The 25,852-nt window shown below is 58.2% G+C and carries 25 protein-coding genes; 13 read left to right on the top strand and 12 right to left on the bottom strand.

Annotated features, from left to right (window positions below; genetic code table 11):
• Nucleotides 1-8: 8 nt before the first annotated feature.
• Both PMI22_RS23375 and PMI22_RS23380 read left to right on the top strand, forming a co-directional pair.
• The gene (locus PMI22_RS23375) at nt 9-713 is read left to right on the top strand and encodes a murein L,D-transpeptidase catalytic domain family protein (protein WP_007943688.1); all 705 of its coding nucleotides are present in this window, start codon (nt 9-11) and stop codon (nt 711-713) included.
• A 204-nt stretch (nt 714-917) separates the two neighbouring features.
• A complete protein-coding gene (locus PMI22_RS23380; protein WP_007943687.1) occupies nt 918-1,703 on the top strand; it encodes a transporter substrate-binding domain-containing protein in 786 nt (261 codons plus the stop codon).
• Between the two features lie 105 nt (nt 1,704-1,808).
• On the opposite strand, the gene PMI22_RS23385 is transcribed toward PMI22_RS23380, so the two are convergent.
• On the bottom strand, nt 1,809-2,027 hold the full coding sequence (locus PMI22_RS23385) for a hypothetical protein (protein WP_007943685.1): 219 nt from the start codon (nt 2,025-2,027) through the stop codon (nt 1,809-1,811).
• 306 nt (nt 2,028-2,333) lie between these two features.
• Between PMI22_RS23385 and dusA the strand changes: the two genes are divergently transcribed.
• Nucleotides 2,334-3,329, top strand: a complete 996-nt coding sequence (gene dusA, locus PMI22_RS23390; RefSeq protein WP_007943684.1) for a tRNA dihydrouridine(20/20a) synthase DusA — start codon at nt 2,334-2,336, stop codon at nt 3,327-3,329.
• Nucleotides 3,330-3,507: 178 nt separating this feature from the next.
• Nucleotides 3,508-4,434, top strand: coding sequence for a transaldolase (gene tal / locus PMI22_RS23395; protein WP_007943683.1), 927 nt, complete (start codon nt 3,508-3,510; stop codon nt 4,432-4,434).
• Nucleotides 4,435-4,514: 80 nt separating this feature from the next.
• Here tal and rssC read toward each other — a convergent pair whose 3' ends face one another.
• Both rssC and rssB read right to left on the bottom strand, forming a co-directional pair.
• Nucleotides 4,515-4,997 carry an anti-sigma factor antagonist RssC gene (gene rssC / locus PMI22_RS23400; RefSeq protein ID WP_007943680.1) on the bottom strand — a complete coding sequence of 161 codons (483 nt, stop codon included), beginning with the start codon at nt 4,995-4,997 and terminating at the stop codon, nt 4,515-4,517.
• Entirely contained in the window at nt 4,997-6,178 is a 1,182-nt protein-coding gene (rssB, locus tag PMI22_RS23405; protein ID WP_007943679.1) for a two-component system response regulator RssB, read from the bottom strand. The genes rssC and rssB overlap by 1 nt, the downstream gene beginning before the upstream one ends.
• Before the next feature lie 275 nt (nt 6,179-6,453).
• Between rssB and PMI22_RS31700 the strand changes: the two genes are divergently transcribed.
• Nucleotides 6,454-6,624: a hypothetical protein gene (locus PMI22_RS31700; RefSeq protein ID WP_007943678.1), complete on the top strand. Its 171-nt coding sequence runs from the start codon at nt 6,454-6,456 to the stop codon at nt 6,622-6,624.
• On the opposite strand, the gene PMI22_RS23410 is transcribed toward PMI22_RS31700, so the two are convergent.
• Complete coding sequence (locus tag PMI22_RS23410) at nt 6,593-7,282, bottom strand: MlaA family lipoprotein (protein WP_007943677.1); 690 nt, start codon at nt 7,280-7,282, stop codon at nt 6,593-6,595. The two genes, PMI22_RS31700 and PMI22_RS23410, sit on opposite strands and share 32 nt — an antisense overlap.
• Nucleotides 7,283-7,483: 201 nt before the next feature.
• Between PMI22_RS23410 and PMI22_RS23415 the strand changes: the two genes are divergently transcribed.
• Nucleotides 7,484-8,104 carry a hypothetical protein gene (locus tag PMI22_RS23415; protein WP_007943676.1) on the top strand — a complete coding sequence of 207 codons (621 nt, stop codon included), beginning with the start codon at nt 7,484-7,486 and terminating at the stop codon, nt 8,102-8,104.
• Nucleotides 8,105-8,213: 109 nt separating this feature from the next.
• Entirely contained in the window at nt 8,214-8,477 is a 264-nt protein-coding gene (locus PMI22_RS23420) for a DUF4404 family protein (protein WP_033048880.1), read from the top strand.
• A 173-nt stretch (nt 8,478-8,650) separates the two neighbouring features.
• On the opposite strand, the gene queF is transcribed toward PMI22_RS23420, so the two are convergent.
• Nucleotides 8,651-9,481, bottom strand: coding sequence for an NADPH-dependent 7-cyano-7-deazaguanine reductase QueF (gene queF, locus PMI22_RS23425; RefSeq protein ID WP_007943672.1), 831 nt, complete (start codon nt 9,479-9,481; stop codon nt 8,651-8,653).
• A 61-nt stretch (nt 9,482-9,542) separates the two neighbouring features.
• A complete protein-coding gene (gene copI, locus PMI22_RS23430; RefSeq protein WP_007943671.1) occupies nt 9,543-10,067 on the bottom strand; it encodes a copper-resistant cuproprotein CopI in 525 nt (174 codons plus the stop codon).
• 155 nt (nt 10,068-10,222) lie between these two features.
• Between copI and PMI22_RS23435 the strand changes: the two genes are divergently transcribed.
• Nucleotides 10,223-10,903, top strand: a complete 681-nt coding sequence (locus PMI22_RS23435; protein ID WP_007943669.1) for a heavy metal response regulator transcription factor — start codon at nt 10,223-10,225, stop codon at nt 10,901-10,903.
• Nucleotides 10,903-12,249, top strand: a complete 1,347-nt coding sequence (locus tag PMI22_RS23440) for a heavy metal sensor histidine kinase (protein ID WP_007943668.1) — start codon at nt 10,903-10,905, stop codon at nt 12,247-12,249. Before PMI22_RS23435 ends, PMI22_RS23440 begins: the two co-directional genes overlap by 1 nt.
• Before the next feature lie 151 nt (nt 12,250-12,400).
• Here PMI22_RS23440 and PMI22_RS23445 read toward each other — a convergent pair whose 3' ends face one another.
• The 3 genes from PMI22_RS23445 to PMI22_RS23455 form a co-directional block, all read right to left on the bottom strand.
• Nucleotides 12,401-13,645 (bottom strand): lipoprotein-releasing ABC transporter permease subunit, encoded by a 1,245-nt coding sequence (locus PMI22_RS23445; protein ID WP_007943666.1) that lies wholly within the window; start codon nt 13,643-13,645, stop codon nt 12,401-12,403.
• A 65-nt stretch (nt 13,646-13,710) separates the two neighbouring features.
• Complete coding sequence (gene lolD, locus PMI22_RS23450; RefSeq protein WP_162830870.1) at nt 13,711-14,394, bottom strand: lipoprotein-releasing ABC transporter ATP-binding protein LolD; 684 nt, start codon at nt 14,392-14,394, stop codon at nt 13,711-13,713.
• Between the two features lie 7 nt (nt 14,395-14,401).
• On the bottom strand, nt 14,402-15,652 hold the full coding sequence (locus tag PMI22_RS23455; protein WP_033048879.1) for a lipoprotein-releasing ABC transporter permease subunit: 1,251 nt from the start codon (nt 15,650-15,652) through the stop codon (nt 14,402-14,404).
• A gap of 94 nt (nt 15,653-15,746) precedes the next feature.
• Between PMI22_RS23455 and PMI22_RS23460 the strand changes: the two genes are divergently transcribed.
• Nucleotides 15,747-16,325, top strand: a complete 579-nt coding sequence (locus tag PMI22_RS23460) for a PilZ domain-containing protein (protein WP_033048877.1) — start codon at nt 15,747-15,749, stop codon at nt 16,323-16,325.
• 14 nt (nt 16,326-16,339) lie between these two features.
• Nucleotides 16,340-17,062 carry a glycerophosphodiester phosphodiesterase gene (locus PMI22_RS23465; RefSeq protein WP_007943661.1) on the top strand — a complete coding sequence of 241 codons (723 nt, stop codon included), beginning with the start codon at nt 16,340-16,342 and terminating at the stop codon, nt 17,060-17,062.
• Between the two features lie 42 nt (nt 17,063-17,104).
• Here the strand turns inward: PMI22_RS23465 and sthA are convergent, their stop codons facing one another.
• The 3 genes from sthA to PMI22_RS23480 form a co-directional block, all read right to left on the bottom strand.
• Nucleotides 17,105-18,499 carry a Si-specific NAD(P)(+) transhydrogenase gene (sthA, locus tag PMI22_RS23470; RefSeq protein WP_007943660.1) on the bottom strand — a complete coding sequence of 465 codons (1,395 nt, stop codon included), beginning with the start codon at nt 18,497-18,499 and terminating at the stop codon, nt 17,105-17,107.
• A 202-nt stretch (nt 18,500-18,701) separates the two neighbouring features.
• The gene (locus PMI22_RS23475; protein ID WP_033048884.1) at nt 18,702-19,673 is read right to left on the bottom strand and encodes an FAD:protein FMN transferase; all 972 of its coding nucleotides are present in this window, start codon (nt 19,671-19,673) and stop codon (nt 18,702-18,704) included.
• 283 nt (nt 19,674-19,956) lie between these two features.
• Complete coding sequence (locus PMI22_RS23480) at nt 19,957-21,420, bottom strand: glyceraldehyde-3-phosphate dehydrogenase (RefSeq protein ID WP_007943658.1); 1,464 nt, start codon at nt 21,418-21,420, stop codon at nt 19,957-19,959.
• Nucleotides 21,421-21,783: 363 nt separating this feature from the next.
• Between PMI22_RS23480 and mfd the strand changes: the two genes are divergently transcribed.
• Together mfd and PMI22_RS23490 are read left to right on the top strand one after the other, a co-directional pair.
• Nucleotides 21,784-25,233, top strand: coding sequence for a transcription-repair coupling factor (gene mfd, locus PMI22_RS23485; RefSeq protein WP_007943657.1), 3,450 nt, complete (start codon nt 21,784-21,786; stop codon nt 25,231-25,233).
• A 10-nt stretch (nt 25,234-25,243) separates the two neighbouring features.
• Entirely contained in the window at nt 25,244-25,810 is a 567-nt protein-coding gene (locus PMI22_RS23490; RefSeq protein ID WP_007943656.1) for a CsiV family protein, read from the top strand.
• Nucleotides 25,811-25,852 lie beyond the last annotated feature (42 nt).

Below are 25,852 nucleotides of genomic sequence, written 5' to 3'. Positions count from 1 at the left end.
ACATCTATATGGCGTTACTACGTTTTGGCCTACCCATCGCGGCCCTGTTACTGACTGCAATGTCCGTACCATCAGCTTACGCCGATTCGCTTGCCGCCGCCCTCGTCAAAGCAGCGCCCACTGCCGACGCCAAGGTCATTGACCTGGCGGTCCGCGCTTCCAAATGCAGCATCGCTCAAGGCAAAGCCCCTGTCCAAAGGCTTGCGGTCATCGACTATTCCCTGCCTTCGACCGAACAACGGTTGTGGGTGTTCGATCTGAAGAAACGCAAGTTACTGTTCCATGAACTGGTGGCGCACGGGCGCAACACCGGCGAGAACATGGCCGTGAACTTCTCCAATAAAAACGAAAGCTTCGCCACCAGTCTTGGCTTGTACCGCACGCAGTCAAGTTATGTCGGGCAAAACGGCTATTCGCTGCGCATGGAAGGCCTGGAACCGGGTTTCAACGACAATGCATTTGACCGGGCGATCGTGATTCACGGCGCACCGTATGTCAGCCCGATGCTGGCCCGTGTGAATGGTCGGATCGGCAGAAGCCTCGGTTGCCCGGCAGTCAGGCCGGCGATTGCGCATCGGCTGATTGACTCGATGAAAGATGGGCAGCTGTTATTTTCCTACTACCCGGATCAGCGTTGGTTGAAGACTTCTTCTTACATCAATTGCGGAAGTGAGACCGTCGCATCGGCGTCCAAACCAACTATCCGCAAGTAAATACCACGTCCCCTCCCAGTCTTCGATAAGGCTGCGGTCATTACTTTCGCCGTCAACGCCATGTTGACGGGCCGGGTACAACGGCATGCACTCCAACACTTCATTGTTCCACCCCTCGAACGCGTATTAGTGTTTATTATCCGTTCTTGGACGGCTCTGCATTACTGCTTAGCCGATGAGATTCCATCAAAAAGTCCGAGAACAATGAAGAATATAAAAAGCACAATGATGCTCGGTGGTTTGCTCGTTCTATCGTCTGGCGTACAGGCAGAACCCTCGCATCTGGATAGCGTCGTTCAGCAAGGCCAACTTCGCGTGTGCACCACAGGCGACTACAAACCCTACACTTACAAAGCCGAGAACGGTGAATACTCAGGCATCGACATCGCCATGGCCCAGTCACTGGCGGACAGCCTGGGCGTCAAGACTGAATGGGTACAGACCACCTGGAAAACCCTGATGCCCGACATGCTGGCGGGTAAGTGCGACATCGGCATGGGAGGGATTTCGGTCACACTGGAACGCCAGAAAAAAGCCTTCTTCAGCACCACCCTGGACGTCGATGGCAAGGTCCCGCTGGTGCGCTGCGAAGATCAGGCGCTGTACCAAACCGTCGATCAAATTAACCAGCCCTTAGTGCGCCTGGTTGAACCGGCGGGTGGTACGAACGAGGCATTTGTCCACGCCTTCCTGCCCAAGGCGCAACTGAGCCTTCACGACAATGTGACCATCTTTCAGGAACTGCTGGACAAGAAGGCTGACGTGATGATTACCGATGCGTCGGAAGCGCTGTACCAGCAGAAACTCAAACCCGGCTTGTGTGCGGTGAACCCAAGTCAGTTTATGCAGTATGGAGAAAAGGCGTACCTGCTACCGCGCGATGACATCACCTGGAAATTGTATGTCGATCAGTGGCTGCACCTGGCCAAGGTGACGGGAAAATATCAAAAAGTACTGAGCCAATGGATAGCGACGCCCGAGGCTAAATAGCCCATGTAGCAACTGGCGAAGCCTGCGTCCGACTGCGCAGCAGTCGCCACCCCGAACCACTAGGCACTTCAGGCAAAACGCAAAGCGGCGGAAACACTTCCGCCGTTAATCGCCGTGCAACAAACCCGAACTGTACTCGCCTAAGCTGTTGCCGAGCGCACTGCCATGGAAACTCATCTTACTGGGGTTGTTGGTGGGGACTGGGCCAAAGCCGGCAGACGGGAGGGTGGCTTCCGAGTAATCGCTATGGGGGCTCACACCCGAACAGGCGCTCAACAGCAACGCACCACCGATTAGCACGACTTTGATGAGTTTCGAGATCATTTTTCAGTTCCCTGTGGGATTGAAGTGCGGTGATACGAGATTGAGTCATCATCCTAGGCTGCAGATACGACGGGCATCATGAAACGTTGCGAGGCGACAGCGATGGTTCAGCTACTGAGGTTTTTGGAGGTAAAAAAAGGCGCTCAACATACCGCTTTGCAGGCTGATGATTCGACGTGAGGGAGCAAAGCGCAATATATCCCTACTTGGCTGCCCAATTGATCCGTAGACATTCGGCTCGCCTCAACCCAACAGACCCATTCCTGATAAACTCCCACCTTTCGCCCCACCGATTCCAGACCCCTAATGCCCCCAATCACCGCCACACCCGCCCCGCTCTCCCGCCGCTTTTCCGTCGCACCGATGATGGATTGGACTGATAAACATTGCCGTTTTTTCCTACGCCTATTGTCAAAAAATGCCCTCCTCTACACCGAAATGGTCACCACCGGCGCGCTCCTAAACGGCGATCACGACCGTTTCCTCCGTCACAACGAAGCTGAACACCCGCTCGCGCTACAACTCGGCGGCAGCGTCCCCCTCGACCTTGCCGCCTGCGCCCGCATGGCCCAAGACCACGGCTACGACGAGGTAAATCTCAACGTCGGCTGCCCGAGTGACCGCGTGCAGAACAACATGATCGGCGCCTGCCTGATGGGGCATCCGCAGTTGGTGGCTGATTGTGTGAAGGCGATGCGTGATGCGGTGTCGATTCCGGTGACAGTGAAGCACCGCATCGGGATTAATGGGCGGGACAGTTACGAGCAGTTGTGTGATTTCGTCGGTACGGTTCGGGATGCCGGGTGTACGAGTTTTACGGTGCATGCGCGGATTGCGATTCTGGAGGGGTTGTCGCCGAAGGAGAACCGGGATATTCCGCCCCTGCGTTATGACGTGGCGGCACGGTTGAAGACAGATTTTCCGGACCTGGAGATTATTCTCAACGGCGGGATCAAGACGCTGGAGGCTTGTCACGAGCATTTGCAGACGTTCGACGGTGTGATGCTGGGTCGGGAGGCGTATCACAATCCTTATGTGATGGCTGAGGTGGATCAGCAGCTGTTCGGCAGCACGGCACCGGTGATCACACGGGCCGAGGCACTGGCGCAGTTGCGGCCTTATATCGCCGCGCACATCGATGCGGGTGGTTCGATGCACCATATCACCCGGCATGTGCTGGGGCTGGGCACCGGGTTCCCGGGGGCGCGCAAGTTTCGGCAGTTGTTGTCGGTGGATATTCATAAGGCTAAAGAGCCTTTGGTGTTGCTGGATCAGGCGGCGGAGTTGTTGGAGGGCCGCTAACGGTCGCCCGGGTTGAACCTGTGCGCTGATTTGGCATCGTATTTACCGATAGCGCGCCCCGCCATTCAAACAGCCGTTTTCAGGTTGTTGCCGCTGGGGCCATCGATACGTACATGCGCCCTTGAGTGGCTGTCAGCGCTCGGGTAATGTCATTAGACCCACAGGACAGAGCACGCCCATGACTTCCAAGCTGGAACAACTTAAACAAATGACCACCGTGGTTGCCGATACTGGCGACTTCGAAGCAATCGCTCGCGTTAAACCGGTGGACGCTACGACCAACCCTTCCCTGCTGCTCAAAGCCGCGGCCATCCCTGCGTACGCCGAATTGCTGAACGCCTGTGTTCATGACTGCAAAGGCGATGTGGGCCTGGCCAGCGACCGTTTCGGCGTTGCGGTCGGGCAAGAGATTCTGAAAGTGGTACCGGGCCGTATTTCTACCGAAGTGGATGCGCGCCTGTCGTTCGACACTGATGCCGTATTGAAGCGCGCTCACCGTCTGATCGAGCTGTACGACAAGGCCGGCATCGGCCGTGACCGCGTATTGATCAAGATCGCCTCCACCTGGGAAGGCATCCGCGCCGCAGAGACATTGGAAAAAGAAGGCATCCAGACCAACCTGACGCTGCTGTTCTCCTTTGCTCAGGCGGCAGCGTGTGCCGATGCCGGTGTGTTCCTGATCTCGCCGTTCGTAGGCCGGATTTACGACTGGTACAAGAAAGCCAACGGTAACGACTACACAGGCGCGGATGATCCAGGCGTGCAGTCGGTAACGCGGATTTACAACTACTACAAGGCCAATGACTACAAGACTGTGGTGATGGGCGCAAGCTTCCGCAACCTTAGTCAGATCGAGCAGTTGGCCGGTTGTGATCGCCTGACCATCAGCCCGGACCTGCTGGAGAAACTGGCGGCGGATACGGGCAAGCTGGAGCGCAAGCTGACGCCTGGGCATGCAGGTGAAGCGCGCCTGAGCTTGAATGAAGCGCAGTTCCGTTGGCTGTCCAACGAGGATGCGATGGCGACTGAGAAACTGGCTGAGGGTATTCGACAGTTCGCTCGGGATCAGGAGAAACTTGAGGCGTTGTTGCAGGACAAGCTGTGATCTAGCACCAGGTGATGCAAAAAGGGCGAACCTTGGTGGTTCGCCCTTTTTTGTGCCTGGTGGTTTAACTGCGCGCCTGATCAGTGACGCTCGAGCGCATTCACCAGATCATGGAACGCTTCGCGATTGTGGTCGTTCAGCCCCATGAGGATTTTGTGTGCTTCGAGGACTTTGATCCGCACCACTTCTTCGGACTGGTCCTGGTCTGGCAGGTCGTCCAGGCATTCCGGGCACGGCACGGGTTGATCAACGATGTTAAACACTTGCTCGAAGCCCATGGACTCCAGCAGACGGGTGATGTCTTCGTGGGTGGTGACGACAGTCGGCAGCAGGCCGACCTTTTGCCGCGACAAGATCGACAATTTGGCCAGCAGACCAAGGGTGGTGCTGTCGATGCTGCGTGTTTCGGTCAGGTCGATCACGATCGCGTTGAAGTTCAAAGCGGTGAAGATACGATCAATAGTCGCATCCAACGCCGAACACAGGGTCAGGCGAACTTCACCGACGAATTTCAGGACGAAAGTGCCATCCTGCTCGGCGAACTGGATTCTACCGGTACTCATTAAAGATTCCTGCTCAACACCAACAGGGCGATATCATCCGGCATCTCCCCAAGCGTGGCCAATCCAAAAACCTGCCGCAGCCCATCCAGGGTGCCGCCCGCAGCCTTGACCCGTTGGGGCAACGCCGCTTCTTTTTCTTTGAGTGTGGGTTCTGGCAAAAGGTCCAGAATGCCATCAGACATCAGCGTCAGGCTGAACGTTGGCGGCAGCTCCAGTACGTGGTCTTCGTAGGTGGCTTCATTGAAGAGGCCCACCGGCAGACCACGCCCTTCCAGATAACGAACACTGTCTGGCGTGTACAACACAGGCAACGGCAAATGACCACCGATGCTATAGGTCAACAAACCTGTCTCCTCGTCGATGACTCCACCGACCATTGTGACGTGTTTACCCAGCTTACAACTGATCAGGCCTCGGTTGATATGACCAAGGACCTCTGAAGGCTTGAATTCCGGCAATGTGCCGCTGCGCTTGGATTCAAACAGCAAGCGCGTGGTCATGAACTTCAGCAGTACGGTAACGAAGGCTGAAGAGGCGCCATGCCCGGAAACGTCTGCCAGGTAGAACGCTACCCGACGCTCGTCGACCCGAAAATAGTCAACAAAATCACCCGACAGGTACAGCGATGGGATGATCTGGTGCGCAAACTGGAACTCGTCGATGGTCCAGGGACTGACCGGCAGCATGTTCATCTGCACTTGCCGACCGGCGTTCTGGTCTTCCTGGAGCAGGTTCAGGCTGGCGGCGAGTTCACGGTTGGCCTTTTCCAGCTTCTCGCGGTAGCGCTGGTTTTCCAGCAGCAGACGCGCGCGATCCAGGGCTCGGCGCACAGAATGCTCGAGCACAGCCAGATCTTCGAGAGGCTTGATCAGGTAATCCGCTGCGCCCAGGCGCAACGCCTCGACCGCGTCGTTCATCACGCCGGCACCCGAGACCACAATCACAGGGGTTTGCGGAGACCGCTCAGTGACCTGGCGGATAAGTTCGAGTCCGCCCATCTGCGGCATGCGCAGATCGCAGATGACCAGGTCGGGCTTGTCTTGCTCGAATACCTGAAGACCCTGCTGGCCATTGCTGGCCTGCAGGACACTGAAACCACTGTCTTCCAAATAGGCCGCGAGACTCGCGCGCACTACTTCGTCATCATCGATTATCAGCAGCGTGGCACTGGTTTTTGGCATGTGGGCAAACGGCGCCAGAATTAGGTTGGCGTAGCAGGCACGGGATTTAGCCCGGCTCACACTACTGGATTCGCTTTCTAGCCACTCTGTCGCACCGTTTTCGAGCGCTTGCCCTACTCACACGTCCACCAGAGGTGCCCTTCTAAGGCGCAGACGGTACTCCCATCCGCGGGGCGTTTCAAGCTCACGCCGATGGTCGCTTGACGTCTTTATTTGTCAAATCACCGGGAGTTATAAGAACAGACAATTCCGTAACCCAATGTAAGGTTGAGCCCATGAGCCAAACCGGACAGGACTGCAGCGAAAAGCGCGCTTTCATCGGCATGCGAGTCGATGCCGAGGTGGTGCGCATAGGCCGGATCCAAACGAAAGAAGGCGGCCCAATGGCCGCCTTCTTCGCATTAGCGATCGAGATTAAAAATCGTCTTCGACCTGGCCGTCTTTGACTTTGAATTCGCGGTTCTGCAAGTACGCATTACGAATAAAGATGTACTTGTCCCCGGTGATCAGTTTTTCGCTCGACAGCAAGCTGGCGCGCGTGTCGACGATGTTCAGGCCGAAGACCGTGTTACGCACCGACACGTCGTCGATGTACGGGTACGGACCGGTGTAGCTGTCGACGAGCTTGGAAGGCGCATCACGCACGGTGCTAGGCCCCAGCAATGGCAGCACCACGTAAGGACCGCTACCGACACCCCAATAGCCGAGGGTTTGCCCGAAATCTTCGTCGTTGCGATGCAGGCCCATCTTGGTGCCTACGTCGAAAAAGCCCAGCAGACCGAACGTGGTGTTGAAGATGATGCGCGCTGTGTCGGTGCCCGCCGCAACCGGTTTGACCTGCAGAATGTCGTTCACCAGGTTGGTGACATCACCGACGTTGCGGAACATGTTGTGAATGCCGTCTTCCAGAAACTGCGGCGTTATGAACTGATAGCCCTGAGCAACAGGCTTGAGGGCATAGGTGTCGATCACATCGTTGAACTTGAAGATCGGACGGTTAACGCTTTCCCAAGGGTCATCTTCCGGAGCAGCCTGGGCCACAAACGGAACCAGCAACACGCCGGCACACACACAAAGCTGAGCGAAATGTTTGCTCAAGCGCATAGAAAAACCCCCTGGACTATTACTGGCGCGGGCACTTGGCCCGGGCGTTAAGCTGGTGAGTATAAGACGGAAAAGCCGGTTTAGGCAGCATCGCGCGCATTCGCCTACAGATGAATCATGTTCATTGGGAGCGCTTCACATCAATGTCACTCAACTGTCACTGACGCCGCATAACCTTGTCACTATTTCAGGGACGTTGATATGCCAAACGCTGAAACCTTGCCCATTGCAGCACCCGGCTTGACTGCCGTCTTGTTCGGCCTCAGCGGTTGTCTGGTAGATTTCGGCGCCCGGACTCGCCAATACGGGGTTTATTCTGCGGAGCACGCCGAGGCCACCCCCGGTGCGCTGGACAGCCTGCGCAGTTTGCAGCGCCAGCAAATCCCTTGCGCCTGGCTCGACGAGCTACCCGCTGCCCTCAGCCATTCACTGGCCGCAACCCTGCCGTCCTGGATCAGTTCTTCGCAACACCCCGCAACAATCAAACCATGGCCCACACCGAACGCCTGTTGGCAAGCCTTGATGGCGATGAATGTAGAACGTCTGGATGGCTGCGTACTGGTCAGCGGCGAACCACGGTTGCTGCAATCAGGCCTGAATGCCGGGTTGTGGACGATCGGGCTGGCGTCCTGCGGCTCGCTCTGCGGCCTCGCCCCCATCGAATGGCACGCACTGAGCCAAAAAGAACGCGAGCATTTACGCGGCAAGGCGACGATGCAGTTATTCAAATTGGGCGTGCACTCGGTGATCGATCATCTGGGTGAACTCGATACCTGTCTGGCCGATATCAGCCTGCGCCGACTCAAGGGCGAAAAGCCCTGACCGAGATCATGCAGGTTGTGCGCAAGTGGATTAATCTAAAGGTCAGCCATAGACCTTTGGCGCGAGGCTGCGGTCTATGCCAGTGCCTATCGATAAAAGGAAGAACGCCATGCCTGCCCGCGAACTGCAAAAACAACTCGATACTCTGCGCGAGCAATTGGAACAGAACCCCCCGCTTACCGAAGCCGAGCGCGAGGATCTGCACGCGCTGATGCAACAGATCGAGCTGGAAATTGAACTGGAAACCAAAACCAAGGATTCCAGCCTGGCTGACGGCGTCAACCTGGCCGTCGAACGCTTTGAACTCGACCACCCCGTCATTGCCGGCACCTTGCGCAACATCGCTCAAACCCTGGGCAATATCGGAATCTGAACCTGTCAGATGCAAAAAAGCCCCGCTATCGCTAGCGGGGCTTTTTCATGCCTGCGTCTTGCAACACCGTCTCCCTGTGGGAGCGAGCCTGCTCGCGATGGCTGAGTGTCAGGCGAAATCTATTTTGAATGAGCTACCGTTATCGCGAGCAGGCTCACTCCCACAGAGGGGCTTTATTGACGGACCAGGCGGTGGTTCGGCAGTTGAACCGTCTCGGTACTGCGATACGGGTTGATATCCAACCCGCCACGGCGCACATAACGCGCATACACCGTCAATTTCTCCGGCTTCAACAACCGCTGCAGGTCGAGGAAGATCCGCTCCACACACTGTTCATGGAAGTCCGAGTGCTGTCGGAAGCTCACGATGTATTCCAGCAAACTTGCATGATCCAGTGCCGCGCCACGATATTCCACCGCCACGCTCCCCCAGTCCGGCTGACTGGTCACCGGACAGTTGGACTTGAGCAGATGGCTGTGCACGCTCTCTTCGACAATGCGCGACTCATCGCAACGCAGCAGTTCCGGGCGCGGATGCTCGTAGTTGCTGACGCTGATGTCCAGATCATCGATGCATACGCCCGGCAGCGCCACGACGCCTTCGGCTTCAACGTCTTTGAGACTGCGAATGCGCACACCAACCAGCTTGCCGGCGGCGGCCGACAGGTCCTTCGTCAGCGCTGCTTCAAGGCTGGTGGTGTCGGCAAATGGTGTTTGGTTCAGCGAGTTCAGGTACAGCTTGAACGACTTCGATTCAATGATGTTCGGCGAATTCGCCGGGATGCTGAACTCGCCAATCGCCACCACGGGCTTGCCGGATGGCAACAGCCACGACAGCTCGAAACAGTTCCAGAAATCCACGCCTTTATACGGCAGGGTTTCAGCCGTCAGGCCCAGCTCGGCCCATTTCGCGGTACGCGGAATCGGGAACAGCAAGGACGGCGTGTAAGTGGCGATGTATTCGCTGGATTTGCCCAGCGGCGAGTGTTCGGCTGCGGGATGCATGGCGGAAACCTGACTGAAGAATCAGCGGATTCTACCAGCCTTTGCGTCCGCCATTGAGTGCTTACTGACTGACAGTCAACTTGCCGACCATGCCAGCCTGATAATGGCCAGGGATGTTGCAGGCAAATTCCAGGCGGGTGGCCTTGGTGAAGGTCCAGATCAGTTCGGCTGTTTTGCCCGGTTCGACGAGAATGCTATTCGGGTCGTCGTGCTTCATCGCGCCATGATCCATGCCAGCCATCGAACCGTGGTCCATTTCCTTCATGCCTGTAGGCGTCAGCATGCCGCTCTGCTGCATCTGCAACATTTCCTGCTGGTGTTTGGCATGCTTCACCGCGTCCCCCAGGTTGAATTCGTGCAGCAACTGGCCTTTATTCACCAGTACAAAGCGAACCGTCTCACCGGCCTTGATCTCGATATTCTTGGGAGTGAACGACATATCGCCCATCACCACTTCAACACTGCGAGTCGCCTTGGCCGCCGCGGCGGGTTGGCCGAAGTCGTAGGTATGCGCCGGGGCTGCCCACACCGGTGAACTCACCGCCAACAAACACACCACCCGCAGCAATGATTTGCACAAAAACATCGTCGTACTCCAACAAGATAAGGTTCAGCCTGTGGAAAACTCTAAACTGTTGCGACTGCCCGCTACCTGACAGCCAGATTACAACTTTGTCAGGTTGATCTGTATCGACGCTGCCCACGGTATAAAGCGTTCGTTCCATTTGCCTAGAGTCGCCCATGAAATTGCTGATTGTCGAAGACCAACCGAAAACCGGCCACTACCTGCGTCAGGGCCTGAACGAGGCCGGTTTCAACGCCGAACTGGTGGCCGACGGTTGCACCGGGCAACAACTGGCGCTGAGCGGTGAATACGCGTTGTTAATTCTCGACGTGATGCTGCCCGGCCGCGATGGCTGGCAGATCCTGCAAGCGGTGCGCGGTGCCGGTCTCGACACGCCGGTACTTTTTCTGACCGCACGAGACGCAGTGGAAGACCGGGTTCATGGTCTGGAGCTGGGTGCCGACGATTACCTGGTCAAACCGTTCGCCTTCTCCGAACTGCTGGCCCGGGTTCGCAGCCTGTTGCGTCGTGGCAACACCTCGCCACAGGAAACCAGTTTGCAACTGGCCGATTTGCGCCTGGATTTGATCCGCCGCCGTGTTGAGCGCAACGGTCAGCGCATCGACCTGACCGCCAAGGACTTCGCCCTGCTGGAAATGCTCCTGCGCCGTCAGGGCGAAGTCCTGCCCAAATCGCTGATCGCCTCCCAGGTCTGGGACATGAATTTCGATAGCGACACCAATGTGATCGAAGTCGCTATCCGTCGTTTGCGCCTGAAGATCGACGATGAATTCCCCAACAAACTGATCCACACCGTGCGCGGCATGGGTTACGTCCTTGAAGAGCGTTCAGCCTGATGCGGAGCCTTTCGTTAAGCAGCCGACTGGCGCTGCTGTTTGCGGCCTGTACCGCGGTGGTTTCGCTGTCCGCCGGGGTGTTGTTCAGCCGCGCCAGCGAAGCGCACTTTGTCGAACTCGATCAGCAGTTGCTGGATGGCAAGTTGATGGGTTTACGTCGGGCGCTTCATGACATTCAATCCAGCGACAGCCAAATCAGACTCGCGGATGAATTGAGCCGGCAGGCCGACTTGTCGCTGCGCATTACGGGCAGCGATGGCCAGCGCTGGTATGACAGTTCGGCGCAGCTGCCGGACAGGCTCCCGCAAAAACCGGGTTTATCGACCCTGAACGACGCCGGCAGCGATTACCGCGTGCTGAACGCGCCATTGTTTGTTGATAGACCTGACTCCCCACAATTGACCTTGTTGCTGGACATCACCCATCACCAGCACTTTCTGCAACGCATGCAGCATCTGATCTGGCTGACCGTCGGGTTGTCAGCCCTGGCCACTGCCCTGCTCGGCGCGTGGGCGGCGCGCAGCGGGTTGCGCCCGTTGCGGCGCATGAGCGCGGTCGCCAGCGGTGTTTCGGCGCAATCGCTCAATGCGCGCCTGCCAGAAGAGAACATGCCGCCCGAACTCGCGGAAATGGCCCACAGCTTCAACGCCATGCTCGGACGCCTCGACGACTCCTTTCAGCGGCTCTCGGCGTTCTCAGCTGACATCGCCCATGAACTGCGCACACCGCTGTCGAACCTGCTGACCCACACGCAGGTCACCCTCACCCGCCCCCGCCCCATCGAGGACTACCGCGAGGCGCTGCACAGCAACCTCGAAGAACTGCAATGGATGGCGCAACTGGTCAATGACATGTTGTACCTGGCCAAGGCAGATCACGGCTTGCTGACGCCCAAGCGTGAACCGCTGGAGCTGGCAGTGGAAACGGATCTGTTGCTGGAGTTTTTTGCGCCACTGGCAGAAGACACTCGGGTAACGCTAAGGCGCGAGGGTCACGCCCGGTTTGAGGGTGACCGCAGCATGTTGCGGCGGGCGCTTTCCAATCTGCTGGATAACGCGTTGCGATTTACGCCGGCTGAAGGCGAGGTTCGGGTACGGATTGTTGATCAGGTCAAAGGGTTGAGTCTGACGGTTGAAAACAGCGGTGATGGAATTGACGGGGCGTTGATGCCGCGATTGTTTGACCGGTTTTATCGAGCCGATCCGGCGCGTCAGGAAAGCAGCAGTGAACATGCGGGGCTGGGGTTGGCGATTACGCAGTCGATCATTCATGCCCATGGCGGGCGGATTCGTTGCGAATCAGAGAATGGGTGGTCTCGGTTTGTGATTGAGTTGCCGCGAACCTGATCGTTCCCACGCTCTGCGTGGGAATGCAGCCCGTGACGCTCCGTGTCACATCCAGAGCCGAACGCGGAGCGTCCGTTGAGGCATTCCCACGCAGAGCGTGGGAATGATCGCAAACCCTGTGCGAGCCTGCTCGCGATAGCGGTGTAAGGGCTTACGAATACCTCAATGCGTGCGCCGGTTCGATCTTCGCTGCACGCCACGCCGGGTACACAGTGGCAAGGAAGCTCAAGATGAATCCCGCCGAGCAAATCAACAGCACATCCGCGCCCTGCAATTCCGAAGGCAGGTTGCTGACGAAATACACATCAGAGCTGAAGATGTGCTGCCCGCTCACCCGCTCGATCCAGCCCACCAGCGCACTGACGTTCAACGCCGCAATCACCCCAAGCACGCCACCGATCAAGGTCCCGACAACCCCGATCACCGTCCCCTGGACCATGAAGATCGCCATGATCTGCCCCGGCGTGGCGCCGATGGTGCGCAGGATCGCGATGTCCGCGCCCTTGTCATTCACCACCATGATCAGGGTTGCGATGATGTTGAACGCCGCCACCGCGACAATCATCAGCAACAGCAGGCCGATCATGGTCTTTTCCATCTTCATCGCGCTGAACAGACTGCCCTGGGTATGGGTCCAGTCGTCAGCCTTGTACGCGGAGCCCAAACCCGTGGCGATGTCGCTCGACACTTGTGGTGCGGCGTACAAATCCTTCACCGCCAGACGCACGCTCTGCACCTGATTCGGTTCCCAGTGCTGCATCTGCGCAGCATCGGCAACGTGAATCAATGCCATCGAACCGTCCAGCTCAGCACCGACCTTGAACACACCGACCACGTTCAGGCGCTGCATGCGCGGGGTAATCCCGCCCGGTGCGCTGCTGATTTCCGGCACGATCAGGGTGAGCTTGTCGCCGACATTCAAACGAAAACGACGTGCCGTGATCTCGCCGATCACCACACCGAATTCACCCGGCTTCAAGTCATCCAGACGCCCCTGAACGATATGCTGGGCAACGATCGACACTTTGCCTTCCTGTGCCGGATCGATACCGCTGACCTGAATCGGCTGCATCGTGCCCTTATAGGAGAGCATGCCTTCCATCTCGGTAAACGGTACGGCCGCTGTCACCTGCGGGTTTTTCATCGCAGCGGCGGCAACGGGCTGCCAATCGTCGATCGGGTTCACGCCGACGATGGTGGCGTGCGGCACCATGCCGAGGATGCGCGAGCTCATTTCGCGCTGAAAACCGTTCATGACCGACAACACCACAATCATCGCCAGCACGCCGAGGGCGAGGCCGATCATCGAGGTCATCGAGATGAAGGAAACAAAGCGATTGCGGCGCTTGGCGCGGGTATAGCGCGCGCCGATGAAGATCGATAACGGTCTGAACATTCGCTGGGGCACCGTATAAAAATAAAAGACCCGACGTACCGTCTGGTACGTCGGGTTTCGCTCACTCAGATGGGCGTCAGGCAACCTTCCTGCAAGTGCAGGACGCGATCCATCTGGCGGGCCAGGTTCATGTCGTGGGTCACCACCAGGAACGCGGTGCGCATCGACGTGCTGAGTTCCAGCATCAAATCCTGAATGCCCTGGGCGGTGTGGGAGTCGAGGTTGCCGGTCGGCTCATCGAGCATCACCAGGCCTGGATTGTTCACCAGCGCACGAGCGATAGCCACGCGCTGGCGTTCACCACCGGACAATTCTGCCGGTTTATGCTCCAGACGGTGACCCAACCCTACCCGCTCCAGCAACGCCGTGGCACGCTGACGCGCCTCCGGGATCGACGTCTTGCCAATCAACAACGGCATGCAGACGTTTTCCAAAGCGGTGAATTCCGGCAGCAAGTGGTGGAACTGGTACACAAACCCGAGGGCGCGGTTACGCAGCAGACCGCGATTCTTTTCGCTCAATGCCGACAGCTCTTCACCGTCGAGCCAGACGCTGCCCTTGGTCGGCGTATCAAGCCCGCCCAGCATATTAAGCAAGGTGCTTTTGCCAGAACCCGACTTGCCGACAATCGCCACGCGCTCGCCCGGGTGCAACTCCAGCTGCAGACCGGCCAAGACTTCTACCGACTCCGGGCCTTCCTCGTAGGACTTACCCAGGTTGCGGCAGCTCAAGATTGCTTTATCACTCATGCCCGACTCACTCATAACGTAGCGCCTCCGCAGGCTGGGTGCGCGCGGCACGCCAGGCTGGATACAGGGTGGCGAGGAAACTCAGGATCAACGCGGCGCCGCAGACCATCAAGACGTCCTGGCTCTGCACTTGCGACGGCAGGTAATCGATGAAGTACACGTCGGCGTTGAGGAATTTATGGCCGATCAGGCCTTCGAGGGCCGAGATCGCGGCGCTGACGTTCAACGCGGCGAAGATCCCGACCGCGGCACCGATCAGCGTCCCGACCACCCCGATGACGGTGCCCTGCACCATGAAGATCGCCATGATCGTGCGCGGTGTGGCGCCCAATGTGCGCAATATCGCGATGTCGCCCTTCTTGTCGTTCACCACCATTACCAGTGTGGAAATGATGTTGAACGCGGCAACGGCAACGATCAGCAGCAACAGCAGCCCGATCATGGCTTTTTCCATGCGGATGGCCTGATACAGATTGCCGTGGGTGCGCGTCCAGTCGCGGGCGTAGAAATGGTCTTCACCGAGTTGCTGGGCGATGCTCCATGCAGTGCGCGGGGCCTGGAACAGGTCGTCGAACTTCAGGCGAATGCCCTGCACCTGATCCGGTTTCCAGCGGTGCAGCCGGGCCAGATCCTGCAAGTTGGTGATGCCCAGATAACCATCCAGCTCACCGGCGCCGACATGGAAGATGCCGACCACGGTAAAGCGTTTCATGCGCGGGAACATGCCGGCCGGGGTCACGGTAACCTCCGGCGCGACGAACGTCAGCTTGTCGCCGATGGTGGCGCCGAGCTTGGCCGCAGCCTTGTCGCCGATGACGATGCCAAATTCACCCGGGACCAGATCGTCGAGTTTGCCCTGCTGCATGAAGTGATCAATGATCGAGACGTTGCGCTCCAGCGCAGGATCGATGGCATTGAGCAGGACTTTGGAGACTTTGCCGTTGTTGGTCAGCAAACCCTGCATCTGAGTGAACGGCGCCACGGCTGTCACTTGCGGGTTTTTCTTGACCTTGGTGGCCAGGCTTTGCCAGTCGCTGATCGGCTCACCGGACTCGATGGTCGCGTGAGGCACCATGCCCAGCACACGGGTGCGCATCTCATGATCGAAGCCGTTCATGACCGACAGCACGACAATCATCACTACCACGCCGAGGGCGAGTCCGATCATTGAAGTCAGGGAAATGAACGACACAAAATGATTGCGACGCTTTGCACGGGTATAACGCGTGCCTATAAATACGAAGAGAGGTCTGAACATGTCGGGGCTTGTTCGGAGGGAAAAGGAACGTCCTTGTGGCGGGGGTCGATATCCAGCTTTACACTCAGACCACCGCCGCTACCATGGGTTCGCCATGTCGACATTAGATGAAGAAGATCGCCGCGAATACTACCGTATCGAGGACACGATCGCACTGGAAATTCGGACCCTGTCCGCTCCCGAGGCCGCAGGCCAGGAAGTGTTGCAGGATGCTTCTCCACTATTCAATTTGCTCAGCGAGCTGCACCTGAGCGAATTCGAGTCGCAACACCTGTTACGCCAGATCAGTGAGCGCGACCGCAACCTCGCGGCGTTCCTGAAATCCCAGAACAAACGCATCGATTTACTGAGCCAGGTGATCGCAATCACCGTGCTCGGACAGATCGGCGAGCCGCAGCCGGTAGTCATTTCCGAAGGCGGTATCGAATTCCGGCATCCGACGCCCATCGCCGTGGGCGCGCACCTGTCGGTCAAACTGGTGTTGATGCCGCAAGCCCTCGGCCTGTTGCTGCGAGCCCGCGTCATCCATTGCGACCGCAAGGCGGGCAGCTTTGATGTCGGCACCGAGTTCGAACGCCCGACCGATGCCCAGCGGCAGTTGCTGGCCCGCTACATTTTGCAGAAGCAGGCCCAGGAACGACGACTGGCCCGTGAAAACGAATCAGGCATTTAAATTAAGGAAGAACCGTGACCCTCATCTACGGCCATCGCGGCGCCAAGGGCGAAGCACCGGAAAACACCCTGACCAGCTTTCAGCAATGCCTCAAGCACGGCGTTCGCCGTTGCGAGCTGGACCTGCACCTGTCCATGGACAACGAGTTGATGGTCATCCACGACCCGACACTCAAGCGCACCACTGACCGGCGCGGCAAGGTTGTCGAGCATACGGCGGCCGAGCTGGTGACGTATGACGCTCGCAACGGCGGCCCGGGCTGGATCAAACCCTGTCCGATCCCGACGCTGGAAGCGTTGTTCGAGAAGTGCGACTTCGATCACTGGCAACTGGAAGTCAAAAGCGCCTCACGCACCCGCGCTGCCACGACCGTGCTGGCGATCCGTGAGATGGCTCAGCGTTTCGGCCTGCTCGACAAGGTCACGATCACTTCAAGTTCACGCGAAGTGCTCAAAGCCGCGCTGGATCTGGTGCCGGACGTGTCTCGCGGATTGGTGGCCGAATACGCCTGGCTCGACCCGTTGAAGGTCGCGCAAAGCTATGGCTGTGAGATTCTGGCGTTGAACTGGACCCTATGTACGCCGGAACGCCTGCAGAAGGCGCAGCGTCAGGGGCTGCATGTGTCGGTGTGGACAGTCAACGAGCCCGCGCTGATGCGCAGACTCGCCGACTTCGGCGTTGACAGCCTGATTACAGACTTTCCCGGTTTGGCCAGCGCCACGCTCGAGAATTGCTGAAATCGGTCTCCCCGGCCGGCTCAGGCCACCGGCCGGAGCCACTCAAAAAAGCCGGTTGAGGCCATCGTACGCCGCTACCCGATAGGCTTCGGCCATGGTCGGATAGTTGAACGTCGTGTTGACGAAGTACTTCAACGTGTTCAGTTCGCCTGGCTGGTTCATGATCGCCTGACCGATGTGCACGATCTCCGACGCCTGATAACCGAAGCAATGAACACCTAGCACTTCCAGGGTTTCGCGGTGGAAGAGGATCTTCAGCATGCCTTGCGGCTCGCCGGCAATCTGCGCGCGCGCCATGCCTTTGAAGAACGCCTTGCCCACTTCGTACGGCACCTTGGCCTGAGTCAGTTCCTGCTCGTTCTTGCCGATCGAGCTGATCTCCGGAATGGTGTAGATGCCGGTCGGAACATCATTCACAAAACGCCAGCTACCGTTTTCGATGATGCTGCCAGCGGCGGAACGACCCTGGTCATGCGCAGCACTCGCCAGGCTCGGCCAGCCAATCACGTCGCCGGCGCCGTAAATATTCGGTACGCAGGTACGGTAGGCTTCGTCCACTTCGATCTGACCACGGCTGTTGACCTTCACGCCGATGTTTTCCAGACCCAACTGGTCGGTATTGCCGGTACGGCCGTTGCACCAGAGCAAGGCGTCGGCCTTGATCTTCTTGCCGGACTTGAGGTGCAGGACCACACCGTTGTCCACGCCTTCGACGCGGTCGTAGTCTTCGTTGTGGCGAACCGTGATGTTGTTGTTGCTGAAGTGGTAGCTCAACGCCTGGGAAATTTCCGAGTCGAGGAAGCTCAGCAACTGACCGCGGTTATCCACCAGTTCAACCAGCACACCCAGACCGCTGAAGATCGAGGCGTACTCGCAACCGATCACACCTGCGCCGTAAACGATGAGTTTGCGCGGGGTGTGGCCGAGGCTGAGGATGGTGTCGCTATCGTAGATACGCGGATGGTGGAAATCGATGTCCGCCGGGCGATAAGGACGCGAGCCGGTGGCGATGATGATGTGCTTGGCGACAAGCTTTTCAACGACACCGTTAGCGCAGACCACTTCGATGGTTTGCTCGTCGGCGAAGCTGCCAGTGCCGAAGAACACATCGACGCGGTTACGGGCGTAGTAGCCGGTGCGCGAAGCGACTTGTTTGGAAATGACTTTTTCGGCGCTTTTCAGTACGTCCGGGAACGAGAACCAGCGCGGCTCACCAATGGCCCGGAACATCGGGTTGGTGTTGAACTGCATGATCTGCCGGACGGAGTGACGCAGTGCCTTTGACGGGATGGTACCCAAGTGGGTGCAGTTGCCGCCGACCTGGCGACGGCTATCGACCATCGCCACCTTGCGCCCTGCTTTGGCGGCGTTCATTGCCGCGCCTTCTCCCGCCGGGCCGGAACCCAGCACCACCACGTCGTAGTTGTAGACAGCCATGCGTACTCCTCAGAACAGGCCGCGGCGCCATCGGCACCCTGCGGCTAAATCACGCCGATCTGTGGCGTGAAGGAACAATTTGGGGCCAGTGCAGAACCCGGACACAGTCTATAGAAGCGTCAACGCCGCGCACATTAACCCTTGGTCGCGTCGTAGGCTAGTTTTGCCTGCACTACAACGCCAGCTTTCGTATTGTCCTCAGTCAGTTTTTTGCGCCGCTAAGCCGCTCAAAAGCCTGATTGGTTCGTGTGACAAAACCTGTATCGGCACGAATCACAAAGAATGCACCGATGTCATGTGTCTGGGCATAGTCCCACCCCCGTTCAGGGCCGAGAATCAGCAACAGTGTCGATAGTCCATCGGCCATCAGCGCTGAAGGATGAATCACCGTGACTGACGCCAGGGTGTGCAGGACCGGTGCACCGGTGCGGGCATCGAAGGTGTGGGAATATCGCTTTCCGTCCTGCTGAAAATAGTTGCGATAGTCGCCGGAGGTGGACACGCCATAACCATCGACAGCGATAACCTTTTGCGCAATCTGCTGATCATCCCGAGGTTCTTGGAGGGCAATACGCCAAGGTGAACCGTCGAGTTTTTTGCCGGCGGCCTTGAGCTCACCCGTGGCTTCGGCGAGGTAATTGTGGATGCCCATGGCGTCGAGTTTTGCGGCAATGGTGTCGACTGCATAACCTGCAGCGATGCTGTTGAAGTCGACTTCGACGGCGGCATCCTTGCACAACTGATCGAGGTCGATGCGCAGATGCCGGTAACCCACTCGCTGCCGCACTTCGGCCAATGTTTGGGCGGCCGGGATTTTTTCCTCGCGCGCCTGTGGGCCGAACCCCCACAGGTTGAGCAGAGGTTCTACTGTCAGGTCGTAGGAGCCGTCACTTTGTTCAGACAGTTGTTCGCCGACGCGGATCAATCCGAGGACGGGTTCGGGCATTTTCTGACAGCGATTGGCGGGAAGATCATTGAAGCGCTCGATGTCCGAGTCGCTGCGATAAGTCGACATTTGTTTATCGACGTCGGCGAGGATTTTCTCAACCTCGATCTGGACATCTTTGGAGGCGGGAAGACCTGCGCGGCGAACATATTTGATCGAATAAGTACTGCCCATGGTGGGACCGCCGAAGCTCTCCAGGGAGTCGCTGTTGCCGCAGCCTGACAACATGATAATCAGACTTAAAAGACCGCACTGTCGCCATTTCAACAATCGAAGCCCTCCTGACACACCACTGAAGCCAGCCATTATGCGACACAACTGTGGGAGCACGCCGACAAGATCGTTCCCTCGCTCCGCGTGGGAATGCAGCCCAGGACGCTCCGCGTCCTTGCCGAAGAGCGGACGCGGAGCGTCCATTGAGGCATTCCCACGCAGAGCATGGGAACGATCACCGCACAAAAAAAAACGCCCCGACCTGAGTCGGGGCGTTTTCATGTGTAGCTACTAACGCTTAGCGCGGGAAAGCTGGCGGGTTTACACCGGCCATGTCTTCCATCACGCGTACCACCTGGCAGCTGTAACCGAATTCGTTGTCGTACCAAACGTACAGAACAACGCGGTTGTCTTGGCTGATGGTCGCTTCAGCATCCACAACGCCTGCGTGCCGCGAGCCAACGAAGTCCGTGGAAACCACTTCCTGCGAGTTGACGTAGTCGATTTGCTTATGCAGATCGGAGTGCAGCGCCATGTAGCGCAGGTACTCGTTCATCTCTTCGCGGGTGGCGGCTTTCTCAAGGTTCAGGTTGAGAATGGCCATCGACACGTTAGGCGTCGGAACGCGGATCGCGTTACCGGTCAACTTGCCGGCCAGCTCAGGCAGTGCCTTGGCAGCAGCAGTGGCAGCACCGGTCTCGGTGATCACCATGTTCAACGCGGCGCTACGGCCACGGCGATCGCCTTTGTGGAAGTTGTCGATCAGGTTCTGGTCGTTGGTGTACGAGTGAACGGTTTCAACGTGACCATTGATGATGCCGAACTTGTCGTTCACAGCTTTCAGCACCGGCACGATGGCGTTGGTGGTGCAGGAAGCGGCGGAAACGATCTTGTCGTCAGCGGTGATTTCACCGTGGTTGATGCCGTGAACGATGTTCTTCAGCTTGCCTTTACCCGGCGCGGTCAGAACAACGCGGTCGATACCCGGGCAAGCCAGGTGTTGACCCAGGCCATCGGCGTCACGCCATACACCGGTGTTGTCCACCAGCAGCGCGTCTTTGATGCCGTACTGGGTGTAATCCACCTCAGTCGGGTTTTTCGCGTAGATAACCTGGATCAGGTTGCCGTTGGCGGTGATGGTGCTGTTGGCTTCATCAATGGTGATGGTGCCATCGAACGGACCGTGAACCGAGTCACGACGCAGCAGGCTTGCACGCTTGACCAGATCGTTCTCGGCGCCCTTGCGGACGACGATGGCGCGCAGACGCAGACCGTCGCCACCACCGGTTTTCTCGATCAGGATGCGCGCCAGCAGACGGCCGATACGACCGAAGCCGTACAGGACAACGTCGGTGCCTTTGCGAGCGGCAACGTTCTGCTGACCAACCACATCAGCCAGTTCTTCACGGACGAACTGCTCGGCGGTACGACCTTTGCCTTCGGCCTTGAACTTGACCGCAAGCTTGCCCAGGTCTACCGAAGCGGCGCCGAGCTTGAGCTCGCTCATCGCTTTGAGCAGCGGGAATGTTTCGTGGACGGACAATTCAGTGTCATCGGACTGACGATGACGAGCAAAGCGGTGAGCTTTGAGAATCGCAATGACTGAACGGTTGATCAGGCTGCGGCCATAGATCGAGCTCACCACGTTGTTATTGCGGTAGAGCTGACCGATAAGCGGAATCATCGCTTCTGCGAGTGCTTCACGGTCGATCCATTCACCAAGACACTGGTCGGGCTTCTGAGTCACGGGAACCTTCCACATGTAGGGGCAGAAAAAAGGGGCTACATTATGCCGCCGACTCCTTCCCGTAGCAATGCGCGCTTGTCGTGCGATCCGTAACAATTTCCTGTTCAAAAAAATTACGCTCCGCTAAAGCCCAATAAAACCGGGGCTTTCAGCGCAGTCAATTTTTTGGAGATAACGCTACCTTGTCCGTAACCCTCCGTAACACCGGTTGGTTTTGCCACTACATATTCAGCATTTATAAGTAAAAAACCCATGAATTTTGTCTTTACCACTACATTTCGCCAAACCTGCGTAATAGACACAGTCTGCAACTGACAGGCGGCACCCGGGGCCGCTACAATTACCGACTTTGTCGCAACGCTTGGAGCTCAACCTTCCGTGCCCGTTCTGCGTCTACCGCTTCTCCCTGCCGCGGCAGGTAAACAGCACTGGGGCAACCTGCCCGGTGCCGCCCTCAGCCTGGCCATCGCCGAGGCTGCCAGCGCTGCCAAGCGCTTTACCCTGCTGCTGACCGCCGACAGCCAAAGTGCCGAACGGCTGGAACAGGAGCTGAGTTTCTTCGCCCCGGATTTGCCCGTATTGCATTTCCCGGACTGGGAAACCCTGCCCTACGATCTGTTTTCGCCGCACCAGGACATTATTTCCCAGCGCATCGCCGCCCTTTACAGGCTGCCGGAGCTGAGTCATGGCGTTCTGGTGGTGCCGATCACGACAGCCCTGCATCGCCTCGCCCCGACCAAATTCCTGCTGGGTAGCAGCCTGGTCCTGGACGTTGGCCAGAAGCTCGACGTTGAACAAATGCGCACCCGGCTTGAAGCCAGTGGTTATCGCTACGTCGACACGGTGTATGAGCATGGCGAGTTCACTGTGCGCGGCTCGCTGATCGATCTGTTCCCGATGGGCAGCAAACTGCCATTCCGCATCGACCTTTTCGATGACGAAATCGAGACGCTGCGCACATTCGATCCGGAAAACCAGCGCTCTATCGATAAAGTCGACACCGTCCGCTTGCTGCCAGCGCGGGAATTCCCGCTGCAGAAAGACGCGGTCACCCGCTTTAAGGCACGCTTCCGTGAGCGCTTTGATGTCGACTTCCGCCGCTGCCCGATCTTTCAGGATCTGAGCAGCGGGATTACTCCGGCCGGTATCGAGTACTACCTGCCACTGTTCTTTGACGAAACCTCCACGCTATTCGATTACCTGCCGCAGGACACACAAGTGTTTTCCCTGCCGGGCATCGAGCAGGCGGCAGAGAATTTCTGGAACGACGTGCGTAACCGCTATGAAGAGCGCCGCGTCGACCCGTCCCGTCCTTTGTTGCCGCCGGCCGAGTTGTTCCTGCCGGTGGAGGATTGCTTTGCCCGCCTCAAAAGCTGGCCACGCGTGGTGGCCAGCCAACAGGACGTGGAAACCGGTGTCGGCCGCGAACGTTTCCCGGCGCGGGAACTGCCGAACCTGGCCATCGAAGCCAAAGCCACTCAGCCATTGGCGGCGCTGGCCGGTTTCCTCGACGAATTCCCTGGCCGCGTGCTGTTTACCGCAGAGTCGGCGGGCCGTCGTGAAGTGCTGCTGGAATTGCTCGAACGCTTGAAGCTGCGACCGAAAACCGTCGACAGCTGGCCAGACTTCGTCGCGAGCAAGGAGCGCCTGGCGATCACCATTGCTCCGCTCGACGAAGGTCTGGTACTCGACAACCCGGCCCTGGCGCTGGTGGCTGAAAGTCCGTTGTTCGGTCAACGCGTGATGCAACGCCGTCGCCGGGAAAAACGCGCCGACGCCAACAACGATGCAGTCATCAAGAACCTCACCGAACTGCGCGAAGGCGCGCCGGTGGTGCACATCGATCACGGCGTCGGTCGCTACCTCGGGTTGGCAACGCTGGAAATCGACGATCAAGCCGCCGAGTTCCTCACGCTGCAATACGCCGAAGGCGCCAAGCTATACGTGCCGGTGGCCAACCTGCACCTGATCGCACGTTACACCGGCAGCGACGACGCCCTGGCCCCGCTGCACCGTCTAGGCTCCGAAACCTGGCAAAAAGCCAAACGCAAAGCCGCCGAACAGGTGCGCGATGTGGCCGCCGAGTTGCTCGACATCTATGCCCGTCGCGCCGCCCGCGAAGGCTATGCCTTCGAAGACCCGAAAGCCGACTACGCGACGTTCAGCGCCGGTTTCCCGTTCGAAGAAACCCCGGACCAGCAAACCACCATCGATGCGGTACGCGCCGACATGCTCGCGCCGAAACCGATGGACCGACTGGTCTGCGGCGACGTGGGTTTCGGCAAGACTGAAGTGGCGATGCGCGCGGCTTTCATCGCGGTGCATGGCGGTCGGCAGGTAGCGATTCTGGTGCCAACCACCCTGCTCGCCCAGCAGCATTACAACAGCTTCCGCGACCGTTTCGCCGATTGGCCGGTGACCGTGGAAGTGATGAGCCGCTTCAAGTCGACCAAGGAAGTGAACGCCGCCGTTGCGGATCTGGCCGAAGGCAAGATCGACATCGTGATCGGCACGCACAAGCTGCTGCAAGATGACGTGAAGATCAAAAACCTCGGGCTGGTAATCATCGACGAAGAGCACCGTTTTGGTGTGCGTCAGAAGGAACAGCTCAAGGCCCTGCGCAGTGAAGTCGACATTCTTACCCTGACTGCCACGCCAATTCCGCGCACGCTGAACATGGCGGTGTCGGGCATGCGTGACCTGTCGATCATCGCCACCCCGCCGGCGCGTCGCCTGTCGGTGCGAACGTTCGTCATGGAGCAGAACAAGAGCACGGTCAAAGAAGCCCTGCTGCGTGAGCTGCTGCGTGGTGGCCAGGTTTACTACCTGCATAACGACGTGAAAACCATCGAGAAATGCGCCGCCGACCTCGCCGAACTCGTGCCGGAAGCACGGATCGGTATCGGCCATGGGCAGATGCGCGAACGCGAACTCGAACAGGTGATGAGCGACTTCTATCACAAGCGCTTCAACGTGCTGATCGCCTCGACCATCATCGAGACCGGCATCGACGTACCGAGCGCCAACACCATCATCATCGAGCGTGCCGACAAGTTCGGCCTGGCGCAACTGCACCAGTTGCGTGGCCGTGTCGGCCGCAGTCACCACCAGGCTTACGCTTACCTGCTGACGCCACCGCGCCAGCAAATCACCCCGGATGCGGAAAAGCGCCTGGAAGCGATCGCTAACACCCAGGATCTCGGCGCAGGCTTCGTGCTGGCCACCAACGACCTGGAAATCCGTGGCGCCGGCGAGCTGTTGGGCGACGGTCAGAGCGGGCAGATCCAGGCGGTTGGCTTTACGCTGTACATGGAAATGCTTGAACGCGCCGTGAAGTCGATCCGCAAAGGCGAGCAGCCGAATCTGGATCAGCCGCTGGGCGGTGGTCCGGAAGTCAATCTGCGCGTACCGGCGTTGATTCCCGAAGACTATCTGCCCGACGTTCACGCGCGATTGATTCTCTACAAACGCATCGCGTCCGCCACGGACGAGGACGGTCTCAAGGATCTGCAAGTAGAGATGATCGACCGTTTCGGTCTGTTGCCGGAACCGACCAAGAACCTGATCCGCATCACGGCGCTGAAATTGCAGGCCGAATTGCTGGGTATCAAGAAAGTCGACGGCGGTCCGCAAGGTGGCCGCATCGAGTTTGCGGCACAGACGCCGGTCGACCCGCTGACACTGATCAAACTGATTCAGGGCCAGCCAAAACGCTATAAATTCGAAGGTGCCACGATGTTTAAATTCATGGTGCCGATGGAGCGCTCAGAAGAACGCTTTAATACTGTAGAGGCGCTGCTTGAGCTCCTTATCCCGAAAACTGCTTGAAGGACGCCGCATGCGCCTGTTTCGCTCATTGCCCCTGCTGTTAACGCTGATCGCACCCACGGCGTTTGCCGATGATCTGTATCAGATTGAAATGATTCTGGTCCGGCAAAACGCCGTGCCTGCCATCGTCAGCCGAGCCGCACCGGAAGACTGGGCCGCCGGCGCCCTACCCATCAGCAAGGACAGCCTGCGCACGCCGACCCTGAATGGCGAAGTGGAAAAACTGACCGCCAGCAACGAATACACCGTGTTGCTGCACAAGGCCTGGCAGCAAAACCTCGGCGAACAAGAGAGCAAAGTCGCGATCAGCGACGGCAAGGAACAATACGGTCAGTTCCCGATAGAGGGCACGTTGAACCTGAAACTGGGGCGCTTCACCGACGTGGGCGCCGACTTCTGGGTCAATCAGATTGACGCCAATGGCACGATTACCGCCAGTGAGCGCCTCAAACAAGAAAGCCACACCAAGAACGGCCAGCTGAACTTCCTGGACAACGGCCACCTCGGCATGCTGATCAAGATCACCTCGCTCACCGCCCCTGCTCCTAGGCCAGTTCCCGAAGAAATTCCGGACTGATTGACAGGGGGCGTTCTCAACTAGTTTTCACACCGCGCCGGG

It is taken from the genome of Pseudomonas sp. GM21, assembly GCF_000282215.1.
Classification (GTDB): Bacteria; Pseudomonadota; Gammaproteobacteria; order Pseudomonadales; family Pseudomonadaceae; genus Aquipseudomonas.
This window is presented reverse-complemented; position numbering and strand designations above follow the sequence as displayed.

What these genes read in the sequence shown, in the direction of transcription:
- PMI22_RS23375 (WP_007943688.1), top strand. Translation starts at nt 9, where the DNA reads ATGGCGTTACTACGTTTTGGCCTACCCATCGCGGCCCTGTTACTGACT.
- PMI22_RS23380 (WP_007943687.1), top strand. Translation starts at nt 918, where the DNA reads ATGAAGAATATAAAAAGCACAATGATGCTCGGTGGTTTGCTCGTTCTA.
- PMI22_RS23385 (WP_007943685.1), bottom strand. Translation starts at nt 2,027, where the DNA reads ATGATCTCGAAACTCATCAAAGTCGTGCTAATCGGTGGTGCGTTGCTG.
- dusA (WP_007943684.1), top strand. Translation starts at nt 2,334, where the DNA reads ATGCCCCCAATCACCGCCACACCCGCCCCGCTCTCCCGCCGCTTTTCC.
- tal (WP_007943683.1), top strand. Translation starts at nt 3,508, where the DNA reads ATGACTTCCAAGCTGGAACAACTTAAACAAATGACCACCGTGGTTGCC.
- rssC (WP_007943680.1), bottom strand. Translation starts at nt 4,997, where the DNA reads ATGAGTACCGGTAGAATCCAGTTCGCCGAGCAGGATGGCACTTTCGTC.
- rssB (WP_007943679.1), bottom strand. Translation starts at nt 6,178, where the DNA reads ATGCCAAAAACCAGTGCCACGCTGCTGATAATCGATGATGACGAAGTA.
- PMI22_RS31700 (WP_007943678.1), top strand. Translation starts at nt 6,454, where the DNA reads ATGAGCCAAACCGGACAGGACTGCAGCGAAAAGCGCGCTTTCATCGGC.
- PMI22_RS23410 (WP_007943677.1), bottom strand. Translation starts at nt 7,282, where the DNA reads ATGCGCTTGAGCAAACATTTCGCTCAGCTTTGTGTGTGTGCCGGCGTG.
- PMI22_RS23415 (WP_007943676.1), top strand. Translation starts at nt 7,484, where the DNA reads ATGCCAAACGCTGAAACCTTGCCCATTGCAGCACCCGGCTTGACTGCC.
- PMI22_RS23420 (WP_033048880.1), top strand. Translation starts at nt 8,214, where the DNA reads ATGCCTGCCCGCGAACTGCAAAAACAACTCGATACTCTGCGCGAGCAA.
- queF (WP_007943672.1), bottom strand. Translation starts at nt 9,481, where the DNA reads ATGCATCCCGCAGCCGAACACTCGCCGCTGGGCAAATCCAGCGAATAC.
- copI (WP_007943671.1), bottom strand. Translation starts at nt 10,067, where the DNA reads ATGTTTTTGTGCAAATCATTGCTGCGGGTGGTGTGTTTGTTGGCGGTG.
- PMI22_RS23435 (WP_007943669.1), top strand. Translation starts at nt 10,223, where the DNA reads ATGAAATTGCTGATTGTCGAAGACCAACCGAAAACCGGCCACTACCTG.
- PMI22_RS23440 (WP_007943668.1), top strand. Translation starts at nt 10,903, where the DNA reads ATGCGGAGCCTTTCGTTAAGCAGCCGACTGGCGCTGCTGTTTGCGGCC.
- PMI22_RS23445 (WP_007943666.1), bottom strand. Translation starts at nt 13,645, where the DNA reads ATGTTCAGACCGTTATCGATCTTCATCGGCGCGCGCTATACCCGCGCC.
- lolD (WP_162830870.1), bottom strand. Translation starts at nt 14,394, where the DNA reads ATGAGTGATAAAGCAATCTTGAGCTGCCGCAACCTGGGTAAGTCCTAC.
- PMI22_RS23455 (WP_033048879.1), bottom strand. Translation starts at nt 15,652, where the DNA reads ATGTTCAGACCTCTCTTCGTATTTATAGGCACGCGTTATACCCGTGCA.
- PMI22_RS23460 (WP_033048877.1), top strand. Translation starts at nt 15,747, where the DNA reads ATGTCGACATTAGATGAAGAAGATCGCCGCGAATACTACCGTATCGAG.
- sthA (WP_007943660.1), bottom strand. Translation starts at nt 18,499, where the DNA reads ATGGCTGTCTACAACTACGACGTGGTGGTGCTGGGTTCCGGCCCGGCG.
- PMI22_RS23475 (WP_033048884.1), bottom strand. Translation starts at nt 19,673, where the DNA reads ATGTTGTCAGGCTGCGGCAACAGCGACTCCCTGGAGAGCTTCGGCGGT.
- PMI22_RS23480 (WP_007943658.1), bottom strand. Translation starts at nt 21,420, where the DNA reads ATGTGGAAGGTTCCCGTGACTCAGAAGCCCGACCAGTGTCTTGGTGAA.
- PMI22_RS23490 (WP_007943656.1), top strand. Translation starts at nt 25,244, where the DNA reads ATGCGCCTGTTTCGCTCATTGCCCCTGCTGTTAACGCTGATCGCACCC.